This window comes from Streptomyces sp. NPDC107500 (assembly GCF_055582785.1).
Genome location: NZ_JBVJPF010000007.1, coordinates 244,300 through 264,596 on the forward strand (window position 1 = coordinate 244,300; position 20,297 = coordinate 264,596).

Consider the following 20,297-nt stretch of genomic DNA (forward strand, 5'->3'; position numbering starts at 1 on the left):
GGCGGCGCGAGCGGGGGATCCTCGCGCCGCCCTCCTCCCCCTCCACCGCCGGTGACCGCCCGATGACCTCCGGCATCCGTGTCCACCGCGGACCCGGCGTGCTCGCCCACACCGAAGCGCTCCGTTCGGTGTACGTCGACGCGTTCTGCGCGCCGCCCTGGAACGAGGACGAGGAGAGGGCGACGGGGTTCGCGGCGCGGCTGCGGGTGGACGTGGGCCGGCCCGGGTTCACCGCGGCGACCGCCGTGCGGGGCGGGGAGGTCGTCGGTTTCGCCACCGCGTGGACGACCCCGGCGCCCTTCCCCACCGACCGCTGCCACCCGCAGGCCGCCGCGGCCCTGGGCGCCGGCCGCACCGCCGACTGGCTGTGCGGCGCCCGGGGGATCGACGAACTGGCCGTCCGCCGAACCGACCGCGGCTCCGGTCTCGCGGGCCGCCTGCTCGACGCGGTGACCGAGGACGCGCCCGGGGGACGCGCCTGGCTGCTGACGTCGGTCCGCGGCGGACGGGCCCTCGCCTTCTACCGCCGCCGGGGCTGGACCCGGGTGACCCACCCCTCCCCCGACGGCCGGGGCATCGTCGTGCTCCTCGGCCCGCGCCATCCGGCCCGTTTCTCGGCGCCGCTTCCCCTCTGAGCAACCCGGCCACACGTCGGTCCAGGCGCCGCCTGACTGGTCGCACATGCGTGAGTGATGAAAACTGACGCTATGGACCGCTCGCCACGGCGGAGCATCGCCGGCCAGGTCTTTCTGCTGCAGGTCGGCACAGCGGTGCTGCTCATCGTCACCGCGGTGGTGCTCCTTGTGTTCCAGGCGCAGCGCGACAGCACCGACGACGCCCGCCGCACCGCCCTGGGCGTCGCGGAGTCCTTCGCCAGGGCCCCGGGCACGGCGGCGGCCATCACCGGGGCCGGCCCCACGGCGGTGCTCCAGCCCCGTACCGAGGCCGTCGCCGAGTCCTCCGACGTCGACTACGTCGTGGTCTTCGACGACGAGGGCATCCGCCTGACCCACCCCGACCCGGGACTGATCGGCAAGCGCGTCACCGGCCCGCCCGGACTGCTGGAGGAAGTCCTCGGCGGTGGGTCGGTCACCCGTACGTTCGACACGGTGGTGGGCCCGACGGTGAACGCCGACGCCCCCGTGCGGGACGCGGACGGCCGCGTGGTGGGCGGTGTGGCCGTGGGCATCACGATCACGAACGTCAACGAGTCGGCCAACCGGCAACTGCCCGCTCTGCTGATCGCGGGCGCCGCCTCCCTCGCGCTGGCCCTCGGTGCCGGAGCCCTCGTGAGCCGGCGGCTGCGGCGGCAGACCCACGGTCTCGGACCGGTCGAGATCACCCGCATGTACGAACACCACGACACCGTGCTGCACACCATTCGGGAGGGTGTGCTGATCGTCGACGGCGACCGTCTGGTACTCGCCAACGACGAGGCCCGGCGCCTCCTCGGCCTTCCCGAGACGTGCGAGGGGCTCCCCCTCGACCGCCTCGGACTGGAGCCGGGGATCGTCGAGCTGCTCACCTCGGGCGCCACCCGCACGGACGAGATGCACACGGCCGGGGACCGGCTCCTGGCGGTCAGCCTGCGCCGGTTGGACCGGGACGGCGCGGCCTCCGGATCCGTGGCCACGCTGAGGGACACGACCGAGTTGCACCGGGAGCGGAGCAGGGCGGAGCGCGCCCACAAGCGGCTGGAACTCCTGTACGACGCGAGTGCCCGGATCGGCACCACACTCGACGTGGTGCGCACCGCCGAGGAACTGGCGGAGGCGTCGACGCCCCGGTGCGCCGACTTCGTCACCGTCGAACTGCTGGAAGCGGTGACGCGGGGCGAGGAGGCCGCCCCGGGCGACCTGATCATGCACCGCGTGGTCCTGCACGGCGTCCGCGACGACGCACCGCTGATCCCGGTCGGCGAGGCGATGACCATTCGCCCCGGTACTCCCGCGACGACGGGCCTCGCCTCCGGACACGCCGTTCTCGTCGCGGACCTGAGCGCGCAGGCCGGCTGGCAGCTACAGGATCCCGACCGCGCGCCCAGGGTCCTGGCCTACGGCATCCACTCACTGATCTCCGTTCCCCTGCGCGCCCGGGGCGTCGCGCTCGGCGTGGCCAACTTCTGGCGCGGTGCGGGCTCCGAGCCGTTCACCCGGGAGGACCTGTCCATCACCGAGGAACTGGCGTCGCGGGCCGCGGTCGCCATCGACAACGCGAGGCGCTACCACCGCGAGCACACCGTCGCGGTGGCTCTCCAGCGCAGCCTGCTGCCGCACGGACTGCCGGTGCAGAACGCCGTCGACATCGCCTACCGCTACCTGCCGGCGCAGGCGGGCGTGGGCGGCGACTGGTTCGACGTGATCCCGCTGTCCGGCGCGCGGATCGCCCTCGTGGTGGGCGATGTCGCCGGTCACGGCCTGCACGCCGCGGCCACCATGGGCCGGCTGCGGACCGCCGTGCAGAACTTCGCCGGTCTGGACATGGCTCCCGACGAACTCCTCGGCCACCTCGACGAACTGGTGACCGGCCTCGACCGGGACCGCGCCGAGACGAGCAGCGGTTCGGACATCGTCGGTGCCACCTGTCTCTACGCCGTGTACGACCCGGTCTCCGGTGACTGCACCATGGCCCGCGCCGGGCATCCGCCGCCGGCCGTCGTCCGCCCGGACGGCAGCGTGGACTTCCCCGAGCTGCCGCCCGGCCCTCCGCTGGGCCTCGGCGGCCTGCCCTTCACCCCGGCCGAGTTCCGGCTCCCCGAGGGCAGCCGGCTAGTCCTGTTCACCAACGGGCTGGTGACGGGCCGGGGCCGGGACATCGAGGCGGGCCTCGACCAGCTCCGCGGGCGGCTCGCCGGTGCGGACCGGACGCCGGACGAGACCTGTGCCGTGCTGCTGGACGCGCTGCTCCCCGACCGCCCCGACGACGACATCGTCCTCCTGGTGGCCCGGACCCGGGCCTTCCCCGCCGACCGGGTCGCCGAGTGGCACGTGCCGCGCGACCCCGCGGCCGTCGCCGGCGTCCGGGCCGACGCGACGCGCCGGCTCGCCGAGTGGGGCCTCGAGGAGACGGCGTTCACCACCGAGCTGATCCTCAGCGAGCTGGTCACCAACGCCATCCGGCACGCGGCCGAACCGGTGCGCGTCCGGCTGCTGTTGGACCGCAGCCTGATCTGCGAGGTCTCCGACGGCAGCAGCACGGCACCCCACCTGCGCATGGCCGCCACCACCGACGAGGGAGGCCGCGGCCTGTTCCTCGTCGCCCAGTGCGCCACGCGCTGGGGCACCCGGTACCACGCGCAGGGCAAGGTCATCTGGACCGAACAGTCCCTGAACGCCCTCGACCCGGACGGCCCCTGACCGCCCCCCCTCAGTCCGCCAGGCAGCAGTCGCCGCACTTCGAGCCGTTCGGCGCGCGGTAGTAGAGACAGCAACTACGGCGCCGGAACGTGAGATCCGGTCCGGTGATCTCTCCAGTGCCCACGAGCCGTCCGGTGTTCAGCAGCTCCGTGGTGAGGCCGGTGAGCGGCTCGCGCAGCGCGGGGTGCGCCGCCAGCAGCGCGCGGGCCGCCTCGACGAGCGCCGAGGCGGCGTTGCCGTCCAGCAGCCGTGGCGCGACCTTGACGCGGAGCCCTTCGGCCAGCGCTTCCAGGTGGGCCGTCACCTGCCGGTACACCGCGAGGGCGGCGGACGGACGTGCCGTCCTGCCGCGCAGGCCGGCGGGACGGGGCATGCGCAGGGCCGGGCCGTCGTCGGCCCGCTCCAGCCGGCTCAGGTCGAGGACGATGCCGTGCAGGAGTACGCAGGCCAGGGCGGGCGACCAGAGGCGTGCCGCGTGACCCAGGTGGGCGATGGACACGCCAATCCGCGCTTCGGGCGCCCGGTGGCGGTGCGCGACGGCCTCGGCGAGGTCGGTGAAACCCCGCGCGTAGGAGTGGCCGACCGGATGCCAGCCCGCATCCGCACCGCCGACGCGCAGGACGAAGAAGCCCCCGAGGGCGGCCACGTCGTGCAGGGCGGCGGTGACATCGGCGGGTGAGGCCTGAACGTTTCGGGACACCGGTCGCTCCTCGTGAGCGCCGAGTCAGGCGGCCGGGCCGCGGCGCGGGGGCGTGATGGCGTACAGGTCGAGGATGTCGGGCCGCGGTGCGACACCGGGGCCGCCGGCGCGGACCCAGTCGGCGATGTCCTCGGTGGCGTCGGGGTCGTTGACCAGTCCCAGCCAGACCGGACGGGCGCCGGCGGCGCGGCCCGCCGCGGAGGGCTGGACGACGATCACGTTGGCCTGTTCGCACACGTCGAGGCAGTCCGACACCCGCACGGGCACCAGGGCCCGCAGACGCGCCGTCTGCGCCGCGTGATCGACGCCGATGATCTTGGGGGTGCCGCAGCAGCAGTCCCGGCAGACGACGACGCGGGCGGGCGTCGGGTCCGCGGGTGCGCCGGGCGTCGCTCCGGCCGGGCCGGTGTGGGCGGGCATACGGCATCGTCCCTCTCCCCGGGGAGATCCGCCCCGGTGGTCCGTCGAGGAGGCGACCGCGTGAGTCTCCTGGCTCTCGGGTCGTCGCTCGCCCCACCCCTTCCCACCCGGTACGGGCAGTGGTCGTGTGGGGGCTCGCTCGCCGATCACAGTGGCGGGACCGCGCCGGATTCACACCGGCTTCCTCGGGCCGCCGTCGCCCAATTGCTCCGGGCATCCTCGCATCCCGGCCCCGGAGCTGTCAGCGGGGCCCCGCTCCGCGCACGGGCACCGCGTGCCCGCTGAACACCCGCGCTTTGCGCCCTGCCCAAAGGAACGTAATATCGCCAGGTCATAGCCGCGACGGGAGACAGGAAGCCGGTGCGAATCCGGCACGGTCCCGCCACTGTGACCGGGCGTCACGCCCTCGACCTGCCCCGCGCCCACCGGCCGGGCAGCCGGGGGCCGAAGGCCCGGGAGTCAGGACACTGACCTGTCGCGGGCCCGATCCGAGGAGCGCGGACTCCCCAGGAGGCTTACGTGTCAGCCCTGTTCTCCCCTGCCCGACGCCGCCGGAGCCTGCGCGGCACGGCCGCGGCGCTCGCCCTGTCGGCGGCCCTGGTGACCGCCGGATGCGGCTCGTCCGGCGGCGCCGACGACTCCGGCCACGACGGTTCGGCATCGGCGTCGTCCCCCGCGGGATTCCCCGTCACCATCGACAACTGCGGTGTGAGGACGACGTACGACAAGCCGCCGTCCCGGGTGGTCACCATCCATCAGCACCCCGCGGAGCTGATGCTCGCGCTCGGTCTGAAGGACCGCATGGCCGGCACCGCCTTCCCCGACTCGGCCGTCCTGCCGGAGCTGCGGAAGGACTACGAGGCGATACCCGAACTCGCCGAGCGGGAACCGTCGTTCGAGAAGATCCTCGACACCGAGCCCGACTTGGTCTACGGCGGCTACGGCAGCGCCTTCGCCGAGAACGAGGGCCGCTCCCGCAAGGCCTTCGCCGACGCGGGCATCGACACCTACCTCAACCGCGAGTACTGCGGCAAGCAGAGGGTGACGATGAAGGACACCTACGCCGAGATCCGTACCGTCGCGAGCATCTTCGGCGTCCCCGACCGGGCCGACAAGCTGATCGCGGACCTGAAGAGCCGCGTCGCCAAGGCGTCCGCCGCGGTGAAGGGCGAACCGGAGGTGCCGGTCTTCGTCTACGACAGCGGCGACAAGAGCGCCTTCACCGCGGGCGGCAAGGGCCTGGGCACCGACCTGATCCGGCTGGCCGGCGGCAAGAACGTCTTCGGCGACCTCGACGAGGTGTTCGGCGACGTCTCCTGGGAACAGGTCGTCGAGCGCAGGCCCGAGGTCATCGCGATCTACGACTACGCCGGAGCCGGCAGCGTCGAGCAGAAGAAGAAGTTCCTGCTCTCCCAGCCGGCCCTCGCCGACGTCCCCGCCGTCAGGAACAAGCGGTTCGTCGTCCTGCCGCTGACCGCGACCCTGGTCGGCATCCGGTCGGCGTACGCGGTCGGTGACCTCGCCCGCGGACTGCACCGCGAGAGCTTCCGGTGACGGGCACCGCCACCAAGGCGGTAGCCGAACCGGATCCCTCGGCCGCCCGGTCGCGCCGGGCGGGGCGTACGACGATGGCGGGGACGTCACTCGCGCTGGCGGCCCTGCTGTTGGCGTCCGTGACGGCCGGACTGGCCATCGGCTCGGTCCAGGTGCCACCCGGCCAGGTGTGGGGAATCGTGACGCACGCCCTGGGCGCCGACTTCACCCACCCGGACTGGTCCCGCGCGCGGGAGACCATCGTCCTCGACGTACGGGCGCCGCGCGTCCTGCTGGGAGCGGTGACCGGTGCGGGTCTCGCGATGGTGGGCACCGCCCTTCAGGCGCTGGTCCGCAACCCGCTCGCCGAGCCGTACCTGCTCGGCGTCTCCTCCGGCGCCTCCCTCGGCGCGGTCTCGGTCATCGTCTTCGGCGTCGGCTTCCTCGGCCCCCTGTCGCTGTCCGCCGCCGCGTTCGCCGGCGCCCTCGGCGCACTGGTGCTCGTGTACGCCACCGCCCGCACCGGCGGGCGCATCACCTCGACGCGCCTGGTCCTGTCCGGGGTGGCGGTCGCGGCGGTGCTCACGGCCGTCCTCGACCTGCTGCTGCTCACCACCGACCGCGGCAACGAGGCCCGGGCGGTGCTCGCCTGGACCCTGGGCGGTCTCGGCGGCGTCACCTGGCAGACCCTGTGGTTGCCGGGACTGGCGGTGCTGCTGGGCATCGGCGTGCTCCTGGTGCAGGCCCGCAACCTCAACCTGCTGCTGGCCGGTGAGGAGGCGGCGACGACGATGGGCCTGGACGTCGCCCGCTTCCGGGCCCGCATGTTCGTGCTGCTGTCCCTGGTCACCGGCGTACTCGTCGCGGCGTCCGGCCCGATCGGCTTCGTCGGCCTGATCCTCCCGCACGTGGTACGGCTGTTCGTCGGCGGCGACCACCGCAGGGTGCTGCCCACGGCCGCGCTCGCCGGAGCGGTCTTCCTGATCTGGGCCGACATCGCCGCACGCACCGTCGCCGCGCCCATGGAGATCCCGGTCGGCGTGCTCACCGCGCTGTGCGGCGGGCCGTTCTTCCTGTGGCTGATGCGCCGGGACGCCCGGCGCGGCACCGACCGAGGAGGGGCATGAGCGCCGCCACCGACCTGTCCGTCGAGGGCGTCACCCTCACCGCCGGAGCCCGCCTCCTGGTGCGCGACGTCTCGCTGACCGCCTCGGCGGGCGAGGTGATCGGCCTGGTCGGTCCCAACGGCAGCGGCAAGTCCAGCCTGCTGAGGGCCGTCTACCGCGTCCTGCGCCCGGACACCGGCACGGTCCGCGTCGACGGCGCCGATACCTGGTCGATGCCCGCGCGGCGACTCGCGCGCACGGTGGCGGCGGTGGTGCAGGACTCGGCCGCGGACTTCGACCTCGCCGTCCGGGAGGTCGTGGCCATGGGCCGCACGCCGCACAAGCGGATGCTGGCCGGCGACACGGCGGAGGACGCCGCCGTCATCGACGACGCCCTCGCCGCGGTGGACGCCGGCCGGCTGGCCGACCGCCCCTTCGACCGGCTCTCCGGCGGCGAGCGCCAGCGGGTCCTCATCGCCCGCGCCCTCGCCCAGCGGCCCGCCCTGCTGGTCCTCGACGAGCCGACCAACCACCTCGACATCCGCCATCAGCTGGACGTCCTCGGCGTGCTGCGCCGGCTGCCGGCGACCGTGCTGCTCGCCCTGCACGACCTCAACCTGGCCGCGTACTACTGCGACCGCCTCCACGTCCTGTGCGAGGGGGAGGTCGTGGCCTCGGGACCGCCGGCCGAGGTGCTCACGCCGTCGCTGCTCGCCGACGTGTACGGGGTCGTGGGAGAGGTGAGCGTGCATCCGCGTACGGGCGCGCCCCAGGTGACGTTCGTGCCCGGCGAGCGTCCGCGCTGACGCGCCGGGCCTCGTCGCGGGCGGGCCGCGTCAGTTGTTCACGTCCTGCTCGAAGTCGTCGGCGCAGGCGTCCCGTTCGCTCTGCGAATCGGCGTGCTGGACGCAGTCGTCGAAGTCCTTGAACTCGTCCGAGTTGAGGATGGACGCACCGATCGCGATGATCACCACGGAGGCGATCAGACCGAGTCCGCCGAGTACGGCTCCGACGATGGACATCCCACGGCGCGGCGCCCGTCCGCCGCGTGCCCGGCGCGCGCCGATGATGCCGAAGATCAGGGCCAGCAGGCCGAGCAGGGCCCCGCCTATGACGGTCCAGAAGAGCAGGACGGCCAGGATGCCGAGGGCGAGGGCGGCGACCGCCATGCCGTTGGAGCGTCTCATGCCGGCGTCGTGGTGCGTCTGGTGGGCGTCGCCGGAGGATGCGGGGTGTTGGGGAAACGACATGTCGTCACTCTCATCTCTGGTTCCGTCCGGTTGAGTTGCCGTACGTGCCGGATGCCCCGATGTCGGTGGCGGATGCCTTCGAGCCCGGCTTGGGGCGTCACACGGTCGGGTGACACCGCCGCGGGCGGCCGGTGGTCCGTGGCCGAAGGCCTCTTCCGAAGCGGACCGGCACGCCAGACTGGATACGTGCTGAGCAATCTCCCTGAGATACCGACCGGTTTCGTCGGCCGCGCGAACGAACTGGACCGCCTGGACGAGGCGTTGCGTGAGCCGCGCCTGGTGACCCTCACGGGGGTGGGCGGGGTCGGCAAGAGCCGGCTCGCCCTCCAGGCCGCGGACCGCGTGCGCGACGCGGGCGGCCGGGCGGTCGCGTGGGCCGACCTCTGGCCGCTGCCCGACGACCGGCTGCTCACCGCGACCGTCGCGGACGCCCTCGACTTCTCCGACCACACGGCGATCGACCCGGTCGACGCGCTGGGCCGATGGCTGGCCGACCAGCAGCGCCTGCTCGTGCTGGACTCCTGTGAGCACGTCACGAGCGGCTGCCGCGACCTGGTCGACCGGCTGCTGCGGGCCAGTCCGGGGCTGACGGTGCTGGCGACCAGCCGGGAGCCGCTCGGGCTGACCGGTGAGCGGGTCATGGAGGTCGACCCGCTCCCCGCCGAGACGGACGCGGTGCGACTCCTGTGCGACCGGGCCGCCGCGCTCGGCGTCGCCCTGGACGGCACGACGGATCTGCTCGCCGCGGGCCGCCTGTGCCGGTGGCTGCAAGGCATCCCGCTCGCCGTGGAGCTGGTGGCGGGCCAGTTGGCCGGCCAGAGCATCGAACAGGTCGAGGAGACGCTGCTCTCGCGCCTGGACCTCGCCGCGGACCGGAGTGCCGGACCGCCCCGGCACCGCGCGGTGCGCACCACCGTGGGCTGGAGCCACGAGCTGTGCACCCCGGCGGAGCGCCTGCTGTGGGCGCGGCTGTCGGTGTTCCGCGGCCCGGTCGACGGCGACACCGTGCTCGCCGTCTGCGGCGGCGGGCCGCTCACGCCGCCGCTGCTGGCGTCGGCACTCCAGGGCCTGGAGCGCAGGTCGGTCGTGACCGTGCGGGGCGGCCGGCACCGCATGCTCGACACGGTCCGCGAGTACGGGCGGATGTGGCTCGACGAACTGGGCGAGGCACGGCAGGTGTCCGAGCGGCACGCCCGGTTCTTCCTGGAGCAGGCGCGCCTCGCCGACGCGGGCTGGCTGGGCCCGGACCAGACCCACTGGTACCGGTGGACGGAGGACGCTCACGCCGATCTGTGTGCCGCGCTCGACCACTACCTCGCCACGCGCTCCCGCGCGGCCGTCGAACTGACCGGCCTGCTCGGGTTCTTCTGGAGCTGCTGCGGCCATCTCCCGGAGGCCGCCGGCTATCTGGAGGACGCCCTCGCCCTGCCCGGGGCGCCCGGCCCGGCGCGGGTCCGGGCGCTGTGGGCGCTGGGCGTCGCCCAGGTCCTGCGCGGGGACATCCGGGCCGCCGTCGACCTGGCGGAGGCCTGCGGCCGGGAGGCCGAGCAGGTGGAGGACGCGGACGGCCGGCTGCGGGCGGCGTACCTGGTGGGCCTCATCCATCTGCTCACGGGGCGCCCCATGGCCGCCGGGCACACGGCGGACCTGACGCTGGGGCGGTCGGCGGGGGTCACGACCCCGGGCGCGATGATGTGCCGCCTGGTCCGGGTCTTCGCCCTCACCGGCCAGGGCTTCCTGGACCGGGCGCGGGAGGAGGCCGAGTCCCTGCGCGCGCACTGCGTCGCGCTCGGGGAGTGGTGGACCCGCGCCTACACCGACTACCAGCTGGCCCTCATCTCGCTCTTCCAGGACCGTGCGCCGCAGGCGGTCGCATACGCCCGTTCGATGCTGGACGGCAAGCGGCGCATCGGTGACGGCTTCGGGCTGGCACTGGGCCTGGACGTGCTGGCGGCGGCACTCGCGGCCGCCGGCTCCGCCGAGCCCGCGGCGCGGGCCTACGCGGTCGGCGAGACCCTCTGGAGTTCGGTCGGGCACCCCCAGCGCGGCACGCCGGAACTGGGCGCGGTGCGCGACCACTACGAGAGCACGGTCCGCTCGGTGCTCGGCGACGAGGGGTACGAGACCGTGATGCAGCGCAGCGTGGGCCGCGAACCGCAGGAGGTGCTGGCCGAACTCCTGGGGTCGTCCTTCCGGGGGTGACGGCGGCCGGTCCGTGCGGTCGACCGGCATCCGAGGGGGCGGCGGCTACGAACCATGGGTGAGGGCCGTGCGGCCCCACGGCTCCCGTCGTCCGGCCAGGCGGTGAACGCGTCAGGCGGACGGCTCCCGACCGCGTGCGCTCCCCGCTGGGATGCCCCAGTGTCGTGCAGAGCGCGGAGGAGCGGGAATGGACGACGGAGCCGAGACGGGCGCGGGACGGTCATCCGGCGAGAGCCGGGCGGACGAGCTGCTCACCCGTGCCGCCGCCGGCGACGAACAGGCGTTCGCCGGGGTCTACGACGCCCTGGCGCCGGCGGTGATGGGACTGGTCTTCCGGGTTCTGAGAGACGAGGCGCAGGCGGAGGAGGTGACCCAGGACGTGATGGTGGAGGTGTGGCGTACCGCCGACCGCTTCCGCCCGGAACGGGGCGCCGCCCGGAACTGGGTGCTGACCGTCGCGCACCGGCGGGCCGTGGACCGGGTGCGGTCCGTGGTCTCGGGCCGTGCCCGCGAACTGCGCACCGGCGCCGCGGAACTCGACCGGCCCTTCGACGCCGTCGCCGAGGAGGTCGAGGAGCGGGAGGAGCACCGCACGGTCTTCCGCTGCCTGGCGGAGCTGTCCCGGAAGCTGCGGCTGCCCCTGGTGCTGGCCTACTACGAGGGCCTGACCTACGCGGAGGTGGCCGATTCCCTCGCCGCCCCCGCCGGCACCATCAAGTCACGGATGCGTGAGGGGCTGCGGCGCCTGCGCGAGTGTGTGGAGACGGGAACATGACCGCGGGCGGCGGCGACCCGCATCTCGACGTCGGTGCCTACACGCTGCACGCCCTGCCTCCCGGCGAGGAGGCCGCGTTCGAGAACCACCTGGCGAGCTGCGCGGCCTGCCGGGAGGAGGCCGCCGAACTGGCGGCGACGGCGGCACTGCTGGCCGCGGCGGAGCTGCGCGCGCCCTCCCCGGAGGTGCGGCGGCGCGTGCTCGCGCAGATCGGGACCGTACGTCAGGAGGGACGTGTCGCCCCCGACCGCGACCTGACCGAGACCGAGGCCGAGGCTCCGGCGGCGCGGCGGCGACGCAGGGGGCAACGCGTGCTGGGGTTCGCCCTCGCGGCGTCCGTCGCGGCCGCCGCGGCGCTCGGGGGGATCGCCTGGTGGCAGCACTCGGAAGCGGACACGGCCCGAGAACAGGTCCACGAGGCCGAGGCCGGCGCCGAGGCTCTCGCCAGTGTGCTGGCCGCTTCCGACGCCACCATCAGCACGACGACGCTGTCGGACGGCGCGACGGCGAGCGTGGTGACCTCGCGCGGCGAGGGCGAGGCCGCGTTCATCGCGGCCGGCCTCCCGCCGCTCAGCGGCGACCAGGTCTACGAACTCTGGTACGGAAGGGGGGACGAGCACTGGCCCGCCGGTCTGCTGCCCGGCACGGGCGGGGACGTGGCGCACGTGATGGAGGGGCCGCTCCGCCAGGCGACCGCGGTCGGTATCACGGTGGAACCCGCGGGCGGCTCACCACAGCCCACCACCAAGCCTCTCGGCGTCATCGCCCTCCCCGCGTGACCCGCGTGACCCGCGACGACGTCTGCTCCGGGGAGAGGGCGTCGTCGCCGTAGAGGGCCTGTACCCAGTTGCTCTGGTAGACGGTGTCGAGGTAGCGCTCACCGAGGTCCGGTGCGATGGCCACGGGGGTGACGCCGGGCGTCCCGTGCCGGGCGAGCCAGTTCGCCGCGCCGCTGACCACGGTGCCGGTGGAACCGCCGAAGAGGAAACCGCGCCGCGCCAGACTCCGGCAGGTGCGGATGGTGTCGACCTCGTCGACGCGCACCGCCTCGTCCACGTACGCCTCGTCGAGGAGCGGCGGCCGGGTGCTCATGCCCAGGCCCGGGATCATCCGGCGGCCCGGCGGGTCCCCGAAGATGGCGGAGCCGACACTGTCCACGGCGACGATCCGCACCGGCCGGTGCCAGGAGCGGAACCAGCGGGCGCACCCCATGAGGGTGCCGGTGGTCCCGACGCCGATGAAGAGCACGTCCAGACGCGGGAACCGGCGGGCGATGGCGGGAGCGGTCCGGAAGTAGTGGGCCCGCCAGTTGTCGGCGTTGGTGTACTGACTCAGCCAGACGTAGTGCGCGTCCGCGGCGCACAGGGCCCGCACGTGGGCCAGCCGCGCGCCCAGCAGGCCCCCGGTGGCGTGCTCGTCGGAGACCACGTGCACCTGGCTGCCCAGGGCTTCCATCATCAGCCGGGTGGTCAGGTTGCAGCGGGAGTCCGTCACGCAGACGAAGCGGTATCCCTTGCTCGCCGCGATCATGCTCAGCGCCACGCCGAGATTGCCGGAGGAGGACTCCACCAGGACGGAGTCCGGGGAGAGCGTTCCGCTGCGTTCGGCGGACTCCACCATCTCGGTGGCGGCCTTCAGCTTGATGGAGCCGGCGAAATTGAAGCCTTCGCACTTGAGGAAGAGCCGGTGCCCGAGCATCGGGGCGAGGTCGACGTAGAGGTCTTCCTCGTTGAAGGACTGGGGGGCGGTGATGACTGGCACGATGCTCTCCTCGGAGGTGTCCGTGGGTCGGCGGGACGGCCTCAGCCGTGCCGCCTCAGTTCGTGGAAGAAGTCGTCGATGATCCGCAGCTCCCCGGACCGCGCCACCTCGTCGTAGACGAACTTGCCGACGGCCAGGTCGAGCACTCCGAGACCGAACGGCGAGAAGACCACCGGCCGGTCGGCCGGAACGGTGACCCGGCCGGCCATCACGTCGTCGAGCGTGCCGTGCAGGAAGGCGCGGCTGCCGGTGAGACGTTCGGTCAGGTGGGGCGAGGTCGAGGCCCGGAGGCAGTGGTCGATGTCGTCGACGACGTTGGTGGCGGAGAGGAGCACCTGGGGGGCCAGGTCGCGCAGGGAGACGTGGAGCACCACCGGGTTGTGGCGGAACCAGGACGGCTCGTCGATGTGCGGCCGGTCGGCGACGGTGGCGAAGACGATCAGGTCGCTGGTGCGGACGAGTTCCTCGGCGCCGCGGTGCACCGTGACCCGGCCGGCGGCGCCGGACTGCTCCAGGTAGGTCCGGAAGCCGGCGGCGCTCTCGGCCGACACGTCGTGCACGCCGACGGCGTCGAACGACCAGCCCGTGGCCGCGAGGTAGGTGTGGATGTACCGGGCGATCAGGCCCGCTCCGACGAAGCCCACCCGGGCGGGGCGGACTCGTCCCCGGCTCAGCCGGTCGGCGGCCGACGCGGCGGACGCGGCGGTCCGGGAGGCGCTGATGATCGAACTCTCCAGACAGGCCAAGGGGTAGCCGGTGTCGTGGTCGTTGAGGACCAGGACGGCCGACGCCCTGGGGAAGCCGGAGGGGACGTTGGTGGGGAAGCTCGATATCCACTTGATGCCGTCCACGCCGTGGTCGCCGCCCAGGGAGGCGGGCAGCGCGATGATCCGCGCGGTGGGCCGGTCGGTGAACCGGAGGAAGGAGGACGGCGGGTTGACGGTGCGGCCGGCGCCGTGCAGGCGGTAGGTCTCCTCCACGACGTCCACCACGGCCTTCTCCTGTCCCCGCAGGGCCTCCTGGACCTGACGGCCGGGGATGACGGCGAAGGGCGGCACGGACGGTGTGTCCGTGAGCGCGGTCGCGGCTGTGCCGGGTCGTACGGTGGTCATGACGCTGTCCCTTCGGATCCTCGGGCGTCCGGCGCTACGGGGTCGCCCATCGCCACCAGCACCTCGCGCGGTCCCTCGTACGCCTCCCGGCTGTGCGCGGTACGGATGTTGTCCACGACCATCAGGTCCCCGGCCTGCCAGGGCCGGCGTACCGTGTGCGCCTCGTAGGTCTTGTTGATCTGCTCCACGACGTCCGGGGGCACCGGCTCGCCGTTGCCGTACAGGGTGTTGAAGGGGAGACCGTCGGGCCCGTACTCCTCCACGAGGAACTCCCGGACCTCGGAGGCCATGGTCCACTCGTTGAGGAACGCGATCTGGTTGAACCAGCAGCGCAGACCGGAGACCGGGTGGCGGACCACGGCGCCGCGGTGCTGCCGGGTGCGCAGCGAACCGTCCGGCTGCCAGGACCAGTCGATGGCGTGGGCGCGGCAGTACGCCTCGACCCCGGCCCGGTCGTCGGTGCCGAAGGACTGCTCGGGCGAGGTGCCGATCTCGTCGTGGTAGGCCCGGGTGAGCATCCAGCCCTCGCGCTCGAACCGGTCGGCCACCTCGGGTGGCAGCGACCGCAGTACGGCGGCCGAGTCGGCCACGGCGGTGGCCCCGCCCGCGGTGGGCGGCCGGAGGCAGGCGAACAGCAGGAGTCCGGGGCAGCGGACCGCGTAGCTCATCTCGTGGTGCATGCACATCGGTTGGTTCTGCGGCCATGCCGACGACGAGTAGACGCCCTCCGCGTGGCGTTCGCGGGCGGCGAAGCCCTCCCGTTCGGTCGTCGGACGGGCGGCCAGCCGGCCGAGGACCGCCTCGACACCGGCCGGGTCGCGCAGGCCGAGACCGCGGACGGTGAGCGCGCCGTGCTCGGCAACGAGGCCGCGCAGGGTGTCCCGGTGCTCGGCCACCCAGGACGCGGGGTCGGCCGAGTCCGGGGCCTGAAGGACCGGCGGTGCGTCGCTGTCCGGCACCGGGGGGACCCCGGTGGGCGGGGCCTGCGTCGGGGCGGCCGGGTGCTTGCGGAACAGGGCGGACAGCATGGGTTCCTCCTTCGGAGGTGTCTCTTCAGGTCCCGGCCGCCGGTGCGGCGGATCCCGCGCCGGTCCGGGTGTCGAGCAGGCGGGCCAGCTCGGCGAGTGCCGGGTGGCCGGTGAGGTCGCGCAGGGAGATCGCCCGGTCGAGGGCGACGGCGAGCCGCACCGCGGACAGGGAGGTGCCGCCCAGCGCGAAGAAGTCGTCGCCCCGGCCGATCCGGTCGGGTGGCAGGCCGAGCACGTCGGCCCAGGCCGCCGCGAGCCGTTCCTCGGTGGGGGTGCGCGGGGTCCGGTCGTCGTGGCCCGGGGCGCCGGGTTCCTCGGCGAGTGCGGCCAGCGCCTTGCGGTCGGTCTTGCCGTTGGGGGTGAGCGGCAGGCTCTCCACCAGGTGGAAGGAGGCCGGGACCATGTACGCGGGCAGCAGGTTCGCGAGCCGCTCGCGCAGGCCGTCGGCGGACACGCGCTGGTCGCCCGCGCAGAAGGCCGCCAGCTGACGGCCGTGCCCCTCGGCGCCGGTCACGACGACGGCGCAGTCCCGGACCCCGGCAACCCGCAGCAGCGCGTTCTCCACCTCGCCGGGTTCGACGCGGAATCCGCGGATCTTCACCTGCGCGTCCGCACGGCCGAGGAATTCCAGCTTTCCGTCGGGCCGCCAGCGGCCGATGTCGCCGCCCAGGTAGAGGCGTTCACCCGGGCGGTGCGGGTCGGGCAGGTAGGCGGCGCGGGTGCGCTCCGGGTCGTTGACGTAGCCGCGGCCGACGCACACGCCGGAGAAGGCGATGGTGCCGGGGGCTCCGAGCGGGACGGGGTCGAGGTGGTCGTCGACGACGTAGACGCGCACGTTCTGGACGGGGCGGCCCAGGGGGGTCCGGCCGGTGGCGGGCGGCTCGTCCATCACCTCGTGGTTGGTGTCGTCCGACGTCTCGGTCAGTCCGTAGGCGTTGACCAGGCGGACACCGGGCCCGGAGCCGAACCACCGCCGGACGAGTCCGCCCTTCAGCTCCTCGCCGGTGACCGACACGCACCGCAGGTCGGGCAGTTCGCGGGGGCGGCGTTCCAGCGCGCTCAGGACGACGTCGAGGTAGGAGGGGACGAGCTGGAGGACGCCGACCCGGCCCTCGGCGATCGTGTCGAGGAAGCGGTCGGCGTCCAGGATCGCGTCCTGGCCGACCAGCAGCGTGCGTCCACCGGTCAGCAGACCGGCCAGCAGTTGCCACAGGGAGATGTCGAAGCACTGCGACGCCGTCTGCGCCACCACCGTGCCCTCGCCGATGCCCAGGTCGTCGATCTTGGCGTGGAGATGGTTGAGCAGGCCCGCGTGCTCGCACATCGCGCCCTTGGGTTCCCCGGTGGAGCCCGATGTGAAGAAGACGTAGGCGAGCCCGTCGGCCGGTACGCGCACGCCGGGGGCGGTCCCGTCGGCGGGCCGCTCGATGACGTCCGGGACGAGCAGGGCGCGGGTGCGGGGCAGGCCGGTGAGGGCCCGGTCCAGGTGGGCCGTGCTGTCCGGTTCGGTGAGGACGAGGCGGCAGCCGGCGCGGCCGAGCACGGTGGTCATGCGGTCGGGCGGGTGGTGCGGGTCGACGGGCAGGTAGGCGGCCCCGGCCTTGAGGACGGCGAGGACGGCGGCGGCCCAGTTCAGGTCGCGCTCGGTCGCCACCGCGACCACGTCCTCGGGGCGCACCCCCTCCGCGAGCAGGGCGTGTGCCAGCCGGTTGGCGCGGGTGTCCAGCTCCCGGTACGTCCAGTGCCGGTCGCGGTGCACGACGGCGACGGCCTCGGGGTGGATCCGTGCGCGCTCCTCGAACAGTTCGTGGACGCGGCGGTCGGGCAGGTCCCTGCGCGGCCCGGCGAGTCCGTCGAACTGGCGGCGGACCTCGTCCGGGGAGAGCAGGGTCCGCCGGTCGTGGGGGGTGCCGGGGTCGGCGGCGATCTGTTCGAGGGCGGCCAGGTGGTAGCCGCCGATCCGGTCGGCGCAGTCCGCGTCCAGCGCGTCGGTGCGGTACCGCAGGCGCAGTACGCGCCGGCCGTCCCGCTCCCCCGCCGTGACGGCGAGGACGGTGCCGTCGGGGAGGGCCGTGGACGCGTCGCCGGCCGGGTCGAGGACGACCTCGAAGCCGGGCGCGGGCGCCGGCCGGGTGGTGGGCGTCGGCGCCGCCCGCCGGGCCGCGTGCACGAGGTCGCCCCAGGTGCCGGGGCGGATCGTCAGTTCCCAGGGCAGCGGTCCGGAGCCGGACGTCAGGTGCCCGGCACGGACGGTGCGGTCGCCGGAGAGCAGCGACAGCACCTTGGCGTGCGCGGCCAGCACGATCGCAGTGAGCGGTACGCCGAGTTCACCGGCCCGCCGGCGCAGCGCCGCCGTCAGGGCGTCGGGGAGGGTGACGGTGTGCTCGGCCGTGCCGGGCACGGGCGTGCGCGTCCAGCGCGGCAGGGACGTTGTGCCGGTGCCGGCCTGCGCCTCGGGGACGGGGGCGTGCCGTTCGGTCGTCGCGGTCGCCATCACGTTTCGCCTCCGTCGCCGTGGGCCGCCGGGCGGGCCGGATTGCCCGTCCAGCGGGCGTGGGCGGGCACGGTCTCGCCCTTCATCAGGAACACGTCCGCCGCCAGTTCCGCGCCGTCGCCGACCGTCACGCCGTAGTGCACGAAGGCGCCGACGCCGAGGGTGCAGCCGGAACCGATCGCGCTGCGGTCCGACTTGAAGGTGCCGTCCTCCTGCGAGTGGCACTGCACGACGCTTCCGGCGTTGAGGGTGCAGTCGTCGCCGATGGTGACCATCTGGCGTTCGGTCAGGCTGCAACCGTCGTCGAAGACCCGGGCGCCGACCCGGACACCGAGCATGCGCCACAGGACGCTCTTGAACGGGGTGCCGTTGAGGATCCGGAAGTACGTCTCCGAGGGGATCTTCCAGTAGCGTTCCCGCAGCCAGAACCGGGGGTCGTAGATCGAGCAGAACAGCGGTCCCGGGGGATGCAGGGCGACGACGGCCCGCTCCACCAGGACGAAGTACACGAGGGCGAAGGGCAGCAGGAGGGCGTTGGCCAGCGCGACGACCACCGTGCCCCACTGCGGGTACAGGCTCGCCGCCGAGGCGTAGAGCAGGCTGACGCAGAAGAAGAACAGCCAGCCCGTGAACAGGTGACAGGCCATCGTCGTCGCGTTGTGGCGGTTCTTGGCCGCCAGGCGGCGGCGCAGCCCGTCGCCCTCCTTCAGCTCGTCGAAGGTGCTGTCCCGCGGCACCGAACGCGGGATCTCGAAGGAGGGGGAGCCGAGCAGGCCGACGTCGTGCCGCAGCGGCCCGTCGAGGGGGATGTTCACCTTGGTCGCCAGGAGGCAGTTGTCGCCGGTCCTGCCGTCCGGCGGGTAGGCGATCCGGTTGCCGAGGAAGTTGTGCGCGCCGACGGCGGTCCGCCTCAGCCGGAACGAGGAGCCGGAGTACTCGGCGTTCATCAGCGAGAGGCCGTCGGCGACCATGGTGCCGGTGCCGACCACGCTGACGAAGGGGCTCTCGTGCTTGACCTGGGTGCCGAAGTTCGAGCCGGTCTGCTCGATCCGGCACAGGTCGTACCCGATCCAGCGCAGGTAGTGCACGATGCTCGTGCTGTCGCCGAACAGCCGGGTGAGTGACTTCCGGTTGCTGATCAGGGCCGTCGCCCGGTGCAGGCCGTGGTGCATGCCGTAGAGCGGGTACGTCCGGCCGGGGACGACCCACCGGCTCACCAGGCGCGGGACGGTCCCCACGACCAGGATCGCGAGGAGCACGGCACCGAAGAAGGCCGCGGACGTGACCACCAGCAGGTCGGCGTAGAACACCCAGTTGACCGGTGTCACCGGTCCCTGGCCCGGCACCGAGGCACCCTCCAGGACGCGGGAGCCCAGTACGTCGACCAGCCCCACCGCGACCGGCAGGTAGACCAGCAGCGCGGTCAGGAGGAGGACGGTTCCGTAGCCGGCGCGCCGTGCGGTGCCGCAGGGGGCGGGCTCCACCCGGCGGAAGTCCGGTCCGCCGGGCTGCGCGGGTGACCCGTACCAGCGCTCGCCGTCCGGGACCGCCTGGCCGGTGTGGAGCGAGGAGGCGTGGCCCAGCTGGGAGCCGCGCCCGAGTGAGGTGCCGATGTCCAGCACGGTCGCCTCACCGACGACCGCGTCGGGGCCGAGGGCGACGGGACCCGTCTCGATCACGCCGTCGGTGGCGCGGTAGCAGCTGAGCAGCGAGTCCTTGCGGACGACCGTGCCGGCGCCGATCGTCAGCAGATCGGTGCACACGGGCAGGCCGCGCGAAAGGAACGTCACTCCTTTGCCGACGCGCGCCCCGAGCGCCCTCAGGTACAGGGGGAACAGCGGCGTGCCGGCGAACAGGGCGAGGGGGCTCGTCCGGATCAGCGTCCTGACCAGCCAGAAGCGGACGTAGACGAGGCTCCAGACCCGGAACCGGGTCGGCTGCCACCGGCCGACGAGCAGCCACTTCGCGATCACCGGGAGGGCGGACAGGACGACGAGGAGCACGGCGCCGAACGCCACGGACCTCAGGTACGTGTCGAGCAGACCACTTCCGGCGGAGATCCAGTCGTAGCCGAGAGTGGTGACGACCGCGAGCAGCCCCGCGTAGCCGAAGTAGCTCAGGACCTGGAGTACGCCGCAGAGCAGGTGGTGGGGCCGGCCGGCCGGTGGCGGCTCCGGTGCCACCGGCGCCTCGGACACGGTCGTCGCCGGCTCGGGAGCCGGCGTCGGCGGGTGCGCGAGCGCCGCGGTCAGGGCGCCGACGCTCGGGTGCCGGTAGATGTCGCGCATCGACACGGACGGCAGGTCCGGCCGCTTCCTGACCCGGGCGCAGAAGTGGGCCATCACCAGGGAGTCGGCGCCGAGGTCGTTGAAGAAGTGACTGTCGGGGTGCACCTCCGCGACGTGCACCACGTCGGCGAGCAGCCTGGCGAACGTCTCCTGTGTACGGTCGGCCGAGGAATCCGCGGACTCTCCGGGAAGGTGGGCGGGGGCCGTCCCCCGCACCTCTAGCCGCTGTCCCGTCATGAGGGCTCCCTGGGCCGCTGCCTGTCGGACGTCTT

At 73.6% G+C, this 20,297-nt stretch carries 16 protein-coding genes and 2 riboswitches; of the genes, 8 read left to right on the plus strand and 8 right to left on the minus strand.

The genetic code is table 11. The features are described 5' to 3' along the window. The first annotated feature begins 62 nt into the window (after positions 1–62). Positions 63–635, plus strand: a complete 573-nt coding sequence (locus tag ACZ67M_RS27615; RefSeq protein WP_469853278.1) for a GNAT family N-acetyltransferase — start codon at positions 63–65, stop codon at positions 633–635. Between the two features lie 72 nt (positions 636–707). Beyond that, complete coding sequence (locus tag ACZ67M_RS27620; RefSeq protein ID WP_469853280.1) at positions 708–3,356, plus strand: SpoIIE family protein phosphatase; 2,649 nt, start codon at positions 708–710, stop codon at positions 3,354–3,356. Between the two features lie 10 nt (positions 3,357–3,366). Here the strand turns inward: ACZ67M_RS27620 and ACZ67M_RS27625 are convergent, their stop codons facing one another. Both ACZ67M_RS27625 and ACZ67M_RS27630 read right to left on the minus strand, forming a co-directional pair. Continuing rightward, positions 3,367–4,056, minus strand: coding sequence for a (2Fe-2S)-binding protein (locus tag ACZ67M_RS27625; RefSeq protein ID WP_469853282.1), 690 nt, complete (start codon positions 4,054–4,056; stop codon positions 3,367–3,369). Between the two features lie 24 nt (positions 4,057–4,080). Next, positions 4,081–4,476, minus strand: coding sequence for a (2Fe-2S) ferredoxin domain-containing protein (locus ACZ67M_RS27630; protein WP_392104341.1), 396 nt, complete (start codon positions 4,474–4,476; stop codon positions 4,081–4,083). Between the two features lie 62 nt (positions 4,477–4,538). After that, a riboswitch (cobalamin riboswitch) is annotated at positions 4,539–4,663 on the minus strand. Between the two features lie 124 nt (positions 4,664–4,787). Next, positions 4,788–4,966: riboswitch (cobalamin riboswitch) on the plus strand. 29 nt (positions 4,967–4,995) lie between these two features. Here ACZ67M_RS27630 and ACZ67M_RS27635 point away from each other — a divergent pair. The 3 genes from ACZ67M_RS27635 to ACZ67M_RS27645 are packed head-to-tail and all read left to right on the plus strand — an operon-like array spanning position 4,996 to position 7,921. Then, positions 4,996–6,030 (plus strand): ABC transporter substrate-binding protein, encoded by a 1,035-nt coding sequence (locus ACZ67M_RS27635; protein WP_469853284.1) that lies wholly within the window; start codon positions 4,996–4,998, stop codon positions 6,028–6,030. Beyond that, the gene (locus tag ACZ67M_RS27640) at positions 6,027–7,136 is read left to right on the plus strand and encodes a FecCD family ABC transporter permease (protein ID WP_467321583.1); all 1,110 of its coding nucleotides are present in this window, start codon (positions 6,027–6,029) and stop codon (positions 7,134–7,136) included. The genes ACZ67M_RS27635 and ACZ67M_RS27640 overlap by 4 nt, the downstream gene beginning before the upstream one ends. Further along, positions 7,133–7,921 (plus strand): ABC transporter ATP-binding protein, encoded by a 789-nt coding sequence (locus ACZ67M_RS27645; protein WP_469853286.1) that lies wholly within the window; start codon positions 7,133–7,135, stop codon positions 7,919–7,921. Before ACZ67M_RS27640 ends, ACZ67M_RS27645 begins: the two co-directional genes overlap by 4 nt. A 30-nt stretch (positions 7,922–7,951) precedes the next feature. On the opposite strand, the gene ACZ67M_RS27650 is transcribed toward ACZ67M_RS27645, so the two are convergent. Next, positions 7,952–8,365: a DUF4190 domain-containing protein gene (locus tag ACZ67M_RS27650; protein ID WP_469853288.1), complete on the minus strand. Its 414-nt coding sequence runs from the start codon at positions 8,363–8,365 to the stop codon at positions 7,952–7,954. A gap of 186 nt (positions 8,366–8,551) precedes the next feature. Here ACZ67M_RS27650 and ACZ67M_RS27655 point away from each other — a divergent pair, with 186 nt between their 5' ends. The 3 genes from ACZ67M_RS27655 to ACZ67M_RS27665 all read left to right on the plus strand — a co-directional run bounded on the left by ACZ67M_RS27655 (position 8,552) and on the right by ACZ67M_RS27665 (position 12,121). Further along, positions 8,552–10,567, plus strand: coding sequence for an ATP-binding protein (locus tag ACZ67M_RS27655; RefSeq protein WP_469853290.1), 2,016 nt, complete (start codon positions 8,552–8,554; stop codon positions 10,565–10,567). A gap of 187 nt (positions 10,568–10,754) precedes the next feature. Beyond that, the gene (sigK, locus tag ACZ67M_RS27660) at positions 10,755–11,342 is read left to right on the plus strand and encodes an ECF RNA polymerase sigma factor SigK (RefSeq protein WP_469853291.1); all 588 of its coding nucleotides are present in this window, start codon (positions 10,755–10,757) and stop codon (positions 11,340–11,342) included. Beyond that, on the plus strand, positions 11,339–12,121 hold the full coding sequence (locus tag ACZ67M_RS27665) for an anti-sigma factor (protein ID WP_469853293.1): 783 nt from the start codon (positions 11,339–11,341) through the stop codon (positions 12,119–12,121). The genes sigK and ACZ67M_RS27665 overlap by 4 nt, the downstream gene beginning before the upstream one ends. Here the strand turns inward: ACZ67M_RS27665 and sbnA are convergent. From sbnA to ACZ67M_RS27690, 5 genes are read right to left on the minus strand one after another with little or no spacing between them, the layout of a single operon-like run. Beyond that, entirely contained in the window at positions 12,102–13,103 is a 1,002-nt protein-coding gene (gene sbnA, locus ACZ67M_RS27670; RefSeq protein WP_361359887.1) for a 2,3-diaminopropionate biosynthesis protein SbnA, read from the minus strand. The genes ACZ67M_RS27665 and sbnA overlap by 20 nt on opposite strands. A gap of 41 nt (positions 13,104–13,144) precedes the next feature. After that, entirely contained in the window at positions 13,145–14,215 is a 1,071-nt protein-coding gene (sbnB, locus tag ACZ67M_RS27675) for a 2,3-diaminopropionate biosynthesis protein SbnB (protein ID WP_467321577.1), read from the minus strand. After that, the gene (locus tag ACZ67M_RS27680) at positions 14,212–15,243 is read right to left on the minus strand and encodes a TauD/TfdA family dioxygenase (protein ID WP_469853295.1); all 1,032 of its coding nucleotides are present in this window, start codon (positions 15,241–15,243) and stop codon (positions 14,212–14,214) included. The genes sbnB and ACZ67M_RS27680 overlap by 4 nt, the downstream gene beginning before the upstream one ends. A 25-nt stretch (positions 15,244–15,268) precedes the next feature. After that, the gene (locus ACZ67M_RS27685) at positions 15,269–17,737 is read right to left on the minus strand and encodes a non-ribosomal peptide synthetase (RefSeq protein WP_469853297.1); all 2,469 of its coding nucleotides are present in this window, start codon (positions 17,735–17,737) and stop codon (positions 15,269–15,271) included. Beyond that, positions 17,737–20,262, minus strand: a complete 2,526-nt coding sequence (locus ACZ67M_RS27690) for a Pls/PosA family non-ribosomal peptide synthetase (protein ID WP_392236463.1) — start codon at positions 20,260–20,262, stop codon at positions 17,737–17,739. The genes ACZ67M_RS27685 and ACZ67M_RS27690 overlap by 1 nt, the downstream gene beginning before the upstream one ends. Between the last annotated feature and the right edge of the window lie 35 nt (positions 20,263–20,297).

Bases quoted from the DNA above. Each gene is read 5' to 3' on its own strand.
- ACZ67M_RS27685 (WP_469853297.1), bottom strand. From the start codon at position 17,737: ATGGCGACCGCGACGACCGAACGGCACGCCCCCGTCCCCGAGGCGCAG.
- ACZ67M_RS27620 (WP_469853280.1), top strand. From the start codon at position 708: ATGGACCGCTCGCCACGGCGGAGCATCGCCGGCCAGGTCTTTCTGCTG.
- ACZ67M_RS27680 (WP_469853295.1), bottom strand. From the start codon at position 15,243: ATGCTGTCCGCCCTGTTCCGCAAGCACCCGGCCGCCCCGACGCAGGCC.
- ACZ67M_RS27630 (WP_392104341.1), bottom strand. From the start codon at position 4,476: ATGCCCGCCCACACCGGCCCGGCCGGAGCGACGCCCGGCGCACCCGCG.
- ACZ67M_RS27665 (WP_469853293.1), top strand. From the start codon at position 11,339: ATGACCGCGGGCGGCGGCGACCCGCATCTCGACGTCGGTGCCTACACG.
- sigK (WP_469853291.1), top strand. From the start codon at position 10,755: ATGGACGACGGAGCCGAGACGGGCGCGGGACGGTCATCCGGCGAGAGC.
- ACZ67M_RS27615 (WP_469853278.1), top strand. From the start codon at position 63: ATGACCTCCGGCATCCGTGTCCACCGCGGACCCGGCGTGCTCGCCCAC.
- ACZ67M_RS27690 (WP_392236463.1), bottom strand. From the start codon at position 20,262: ATGACGGGACAGCGGCTAGAGGTGCGGGGGACGGCCCCCGCCCACCTT.
- ACZ67M_RS27645 (WP_469853286.1), top strand. From the start codon at position 7,133: ATGAGCGCCGCCACCGACCTGTCCGTCGAGGGCGTCACCCTCACCGCC.
- ACZ67M_RS27650 (WP_469853288.1), bottom strand. From the start codon at position 8,365: ATGTCGTTTCCCCAACACCCCGCATCCTCCGGCGACGCCCACCAGACG.
- sbnB (WP_467321577.1), bottom strand. From the start codon at position 14,215: ATGACCACCGTACGACCCGGCACAGCCGCGACCGCGCTCACGGACACA.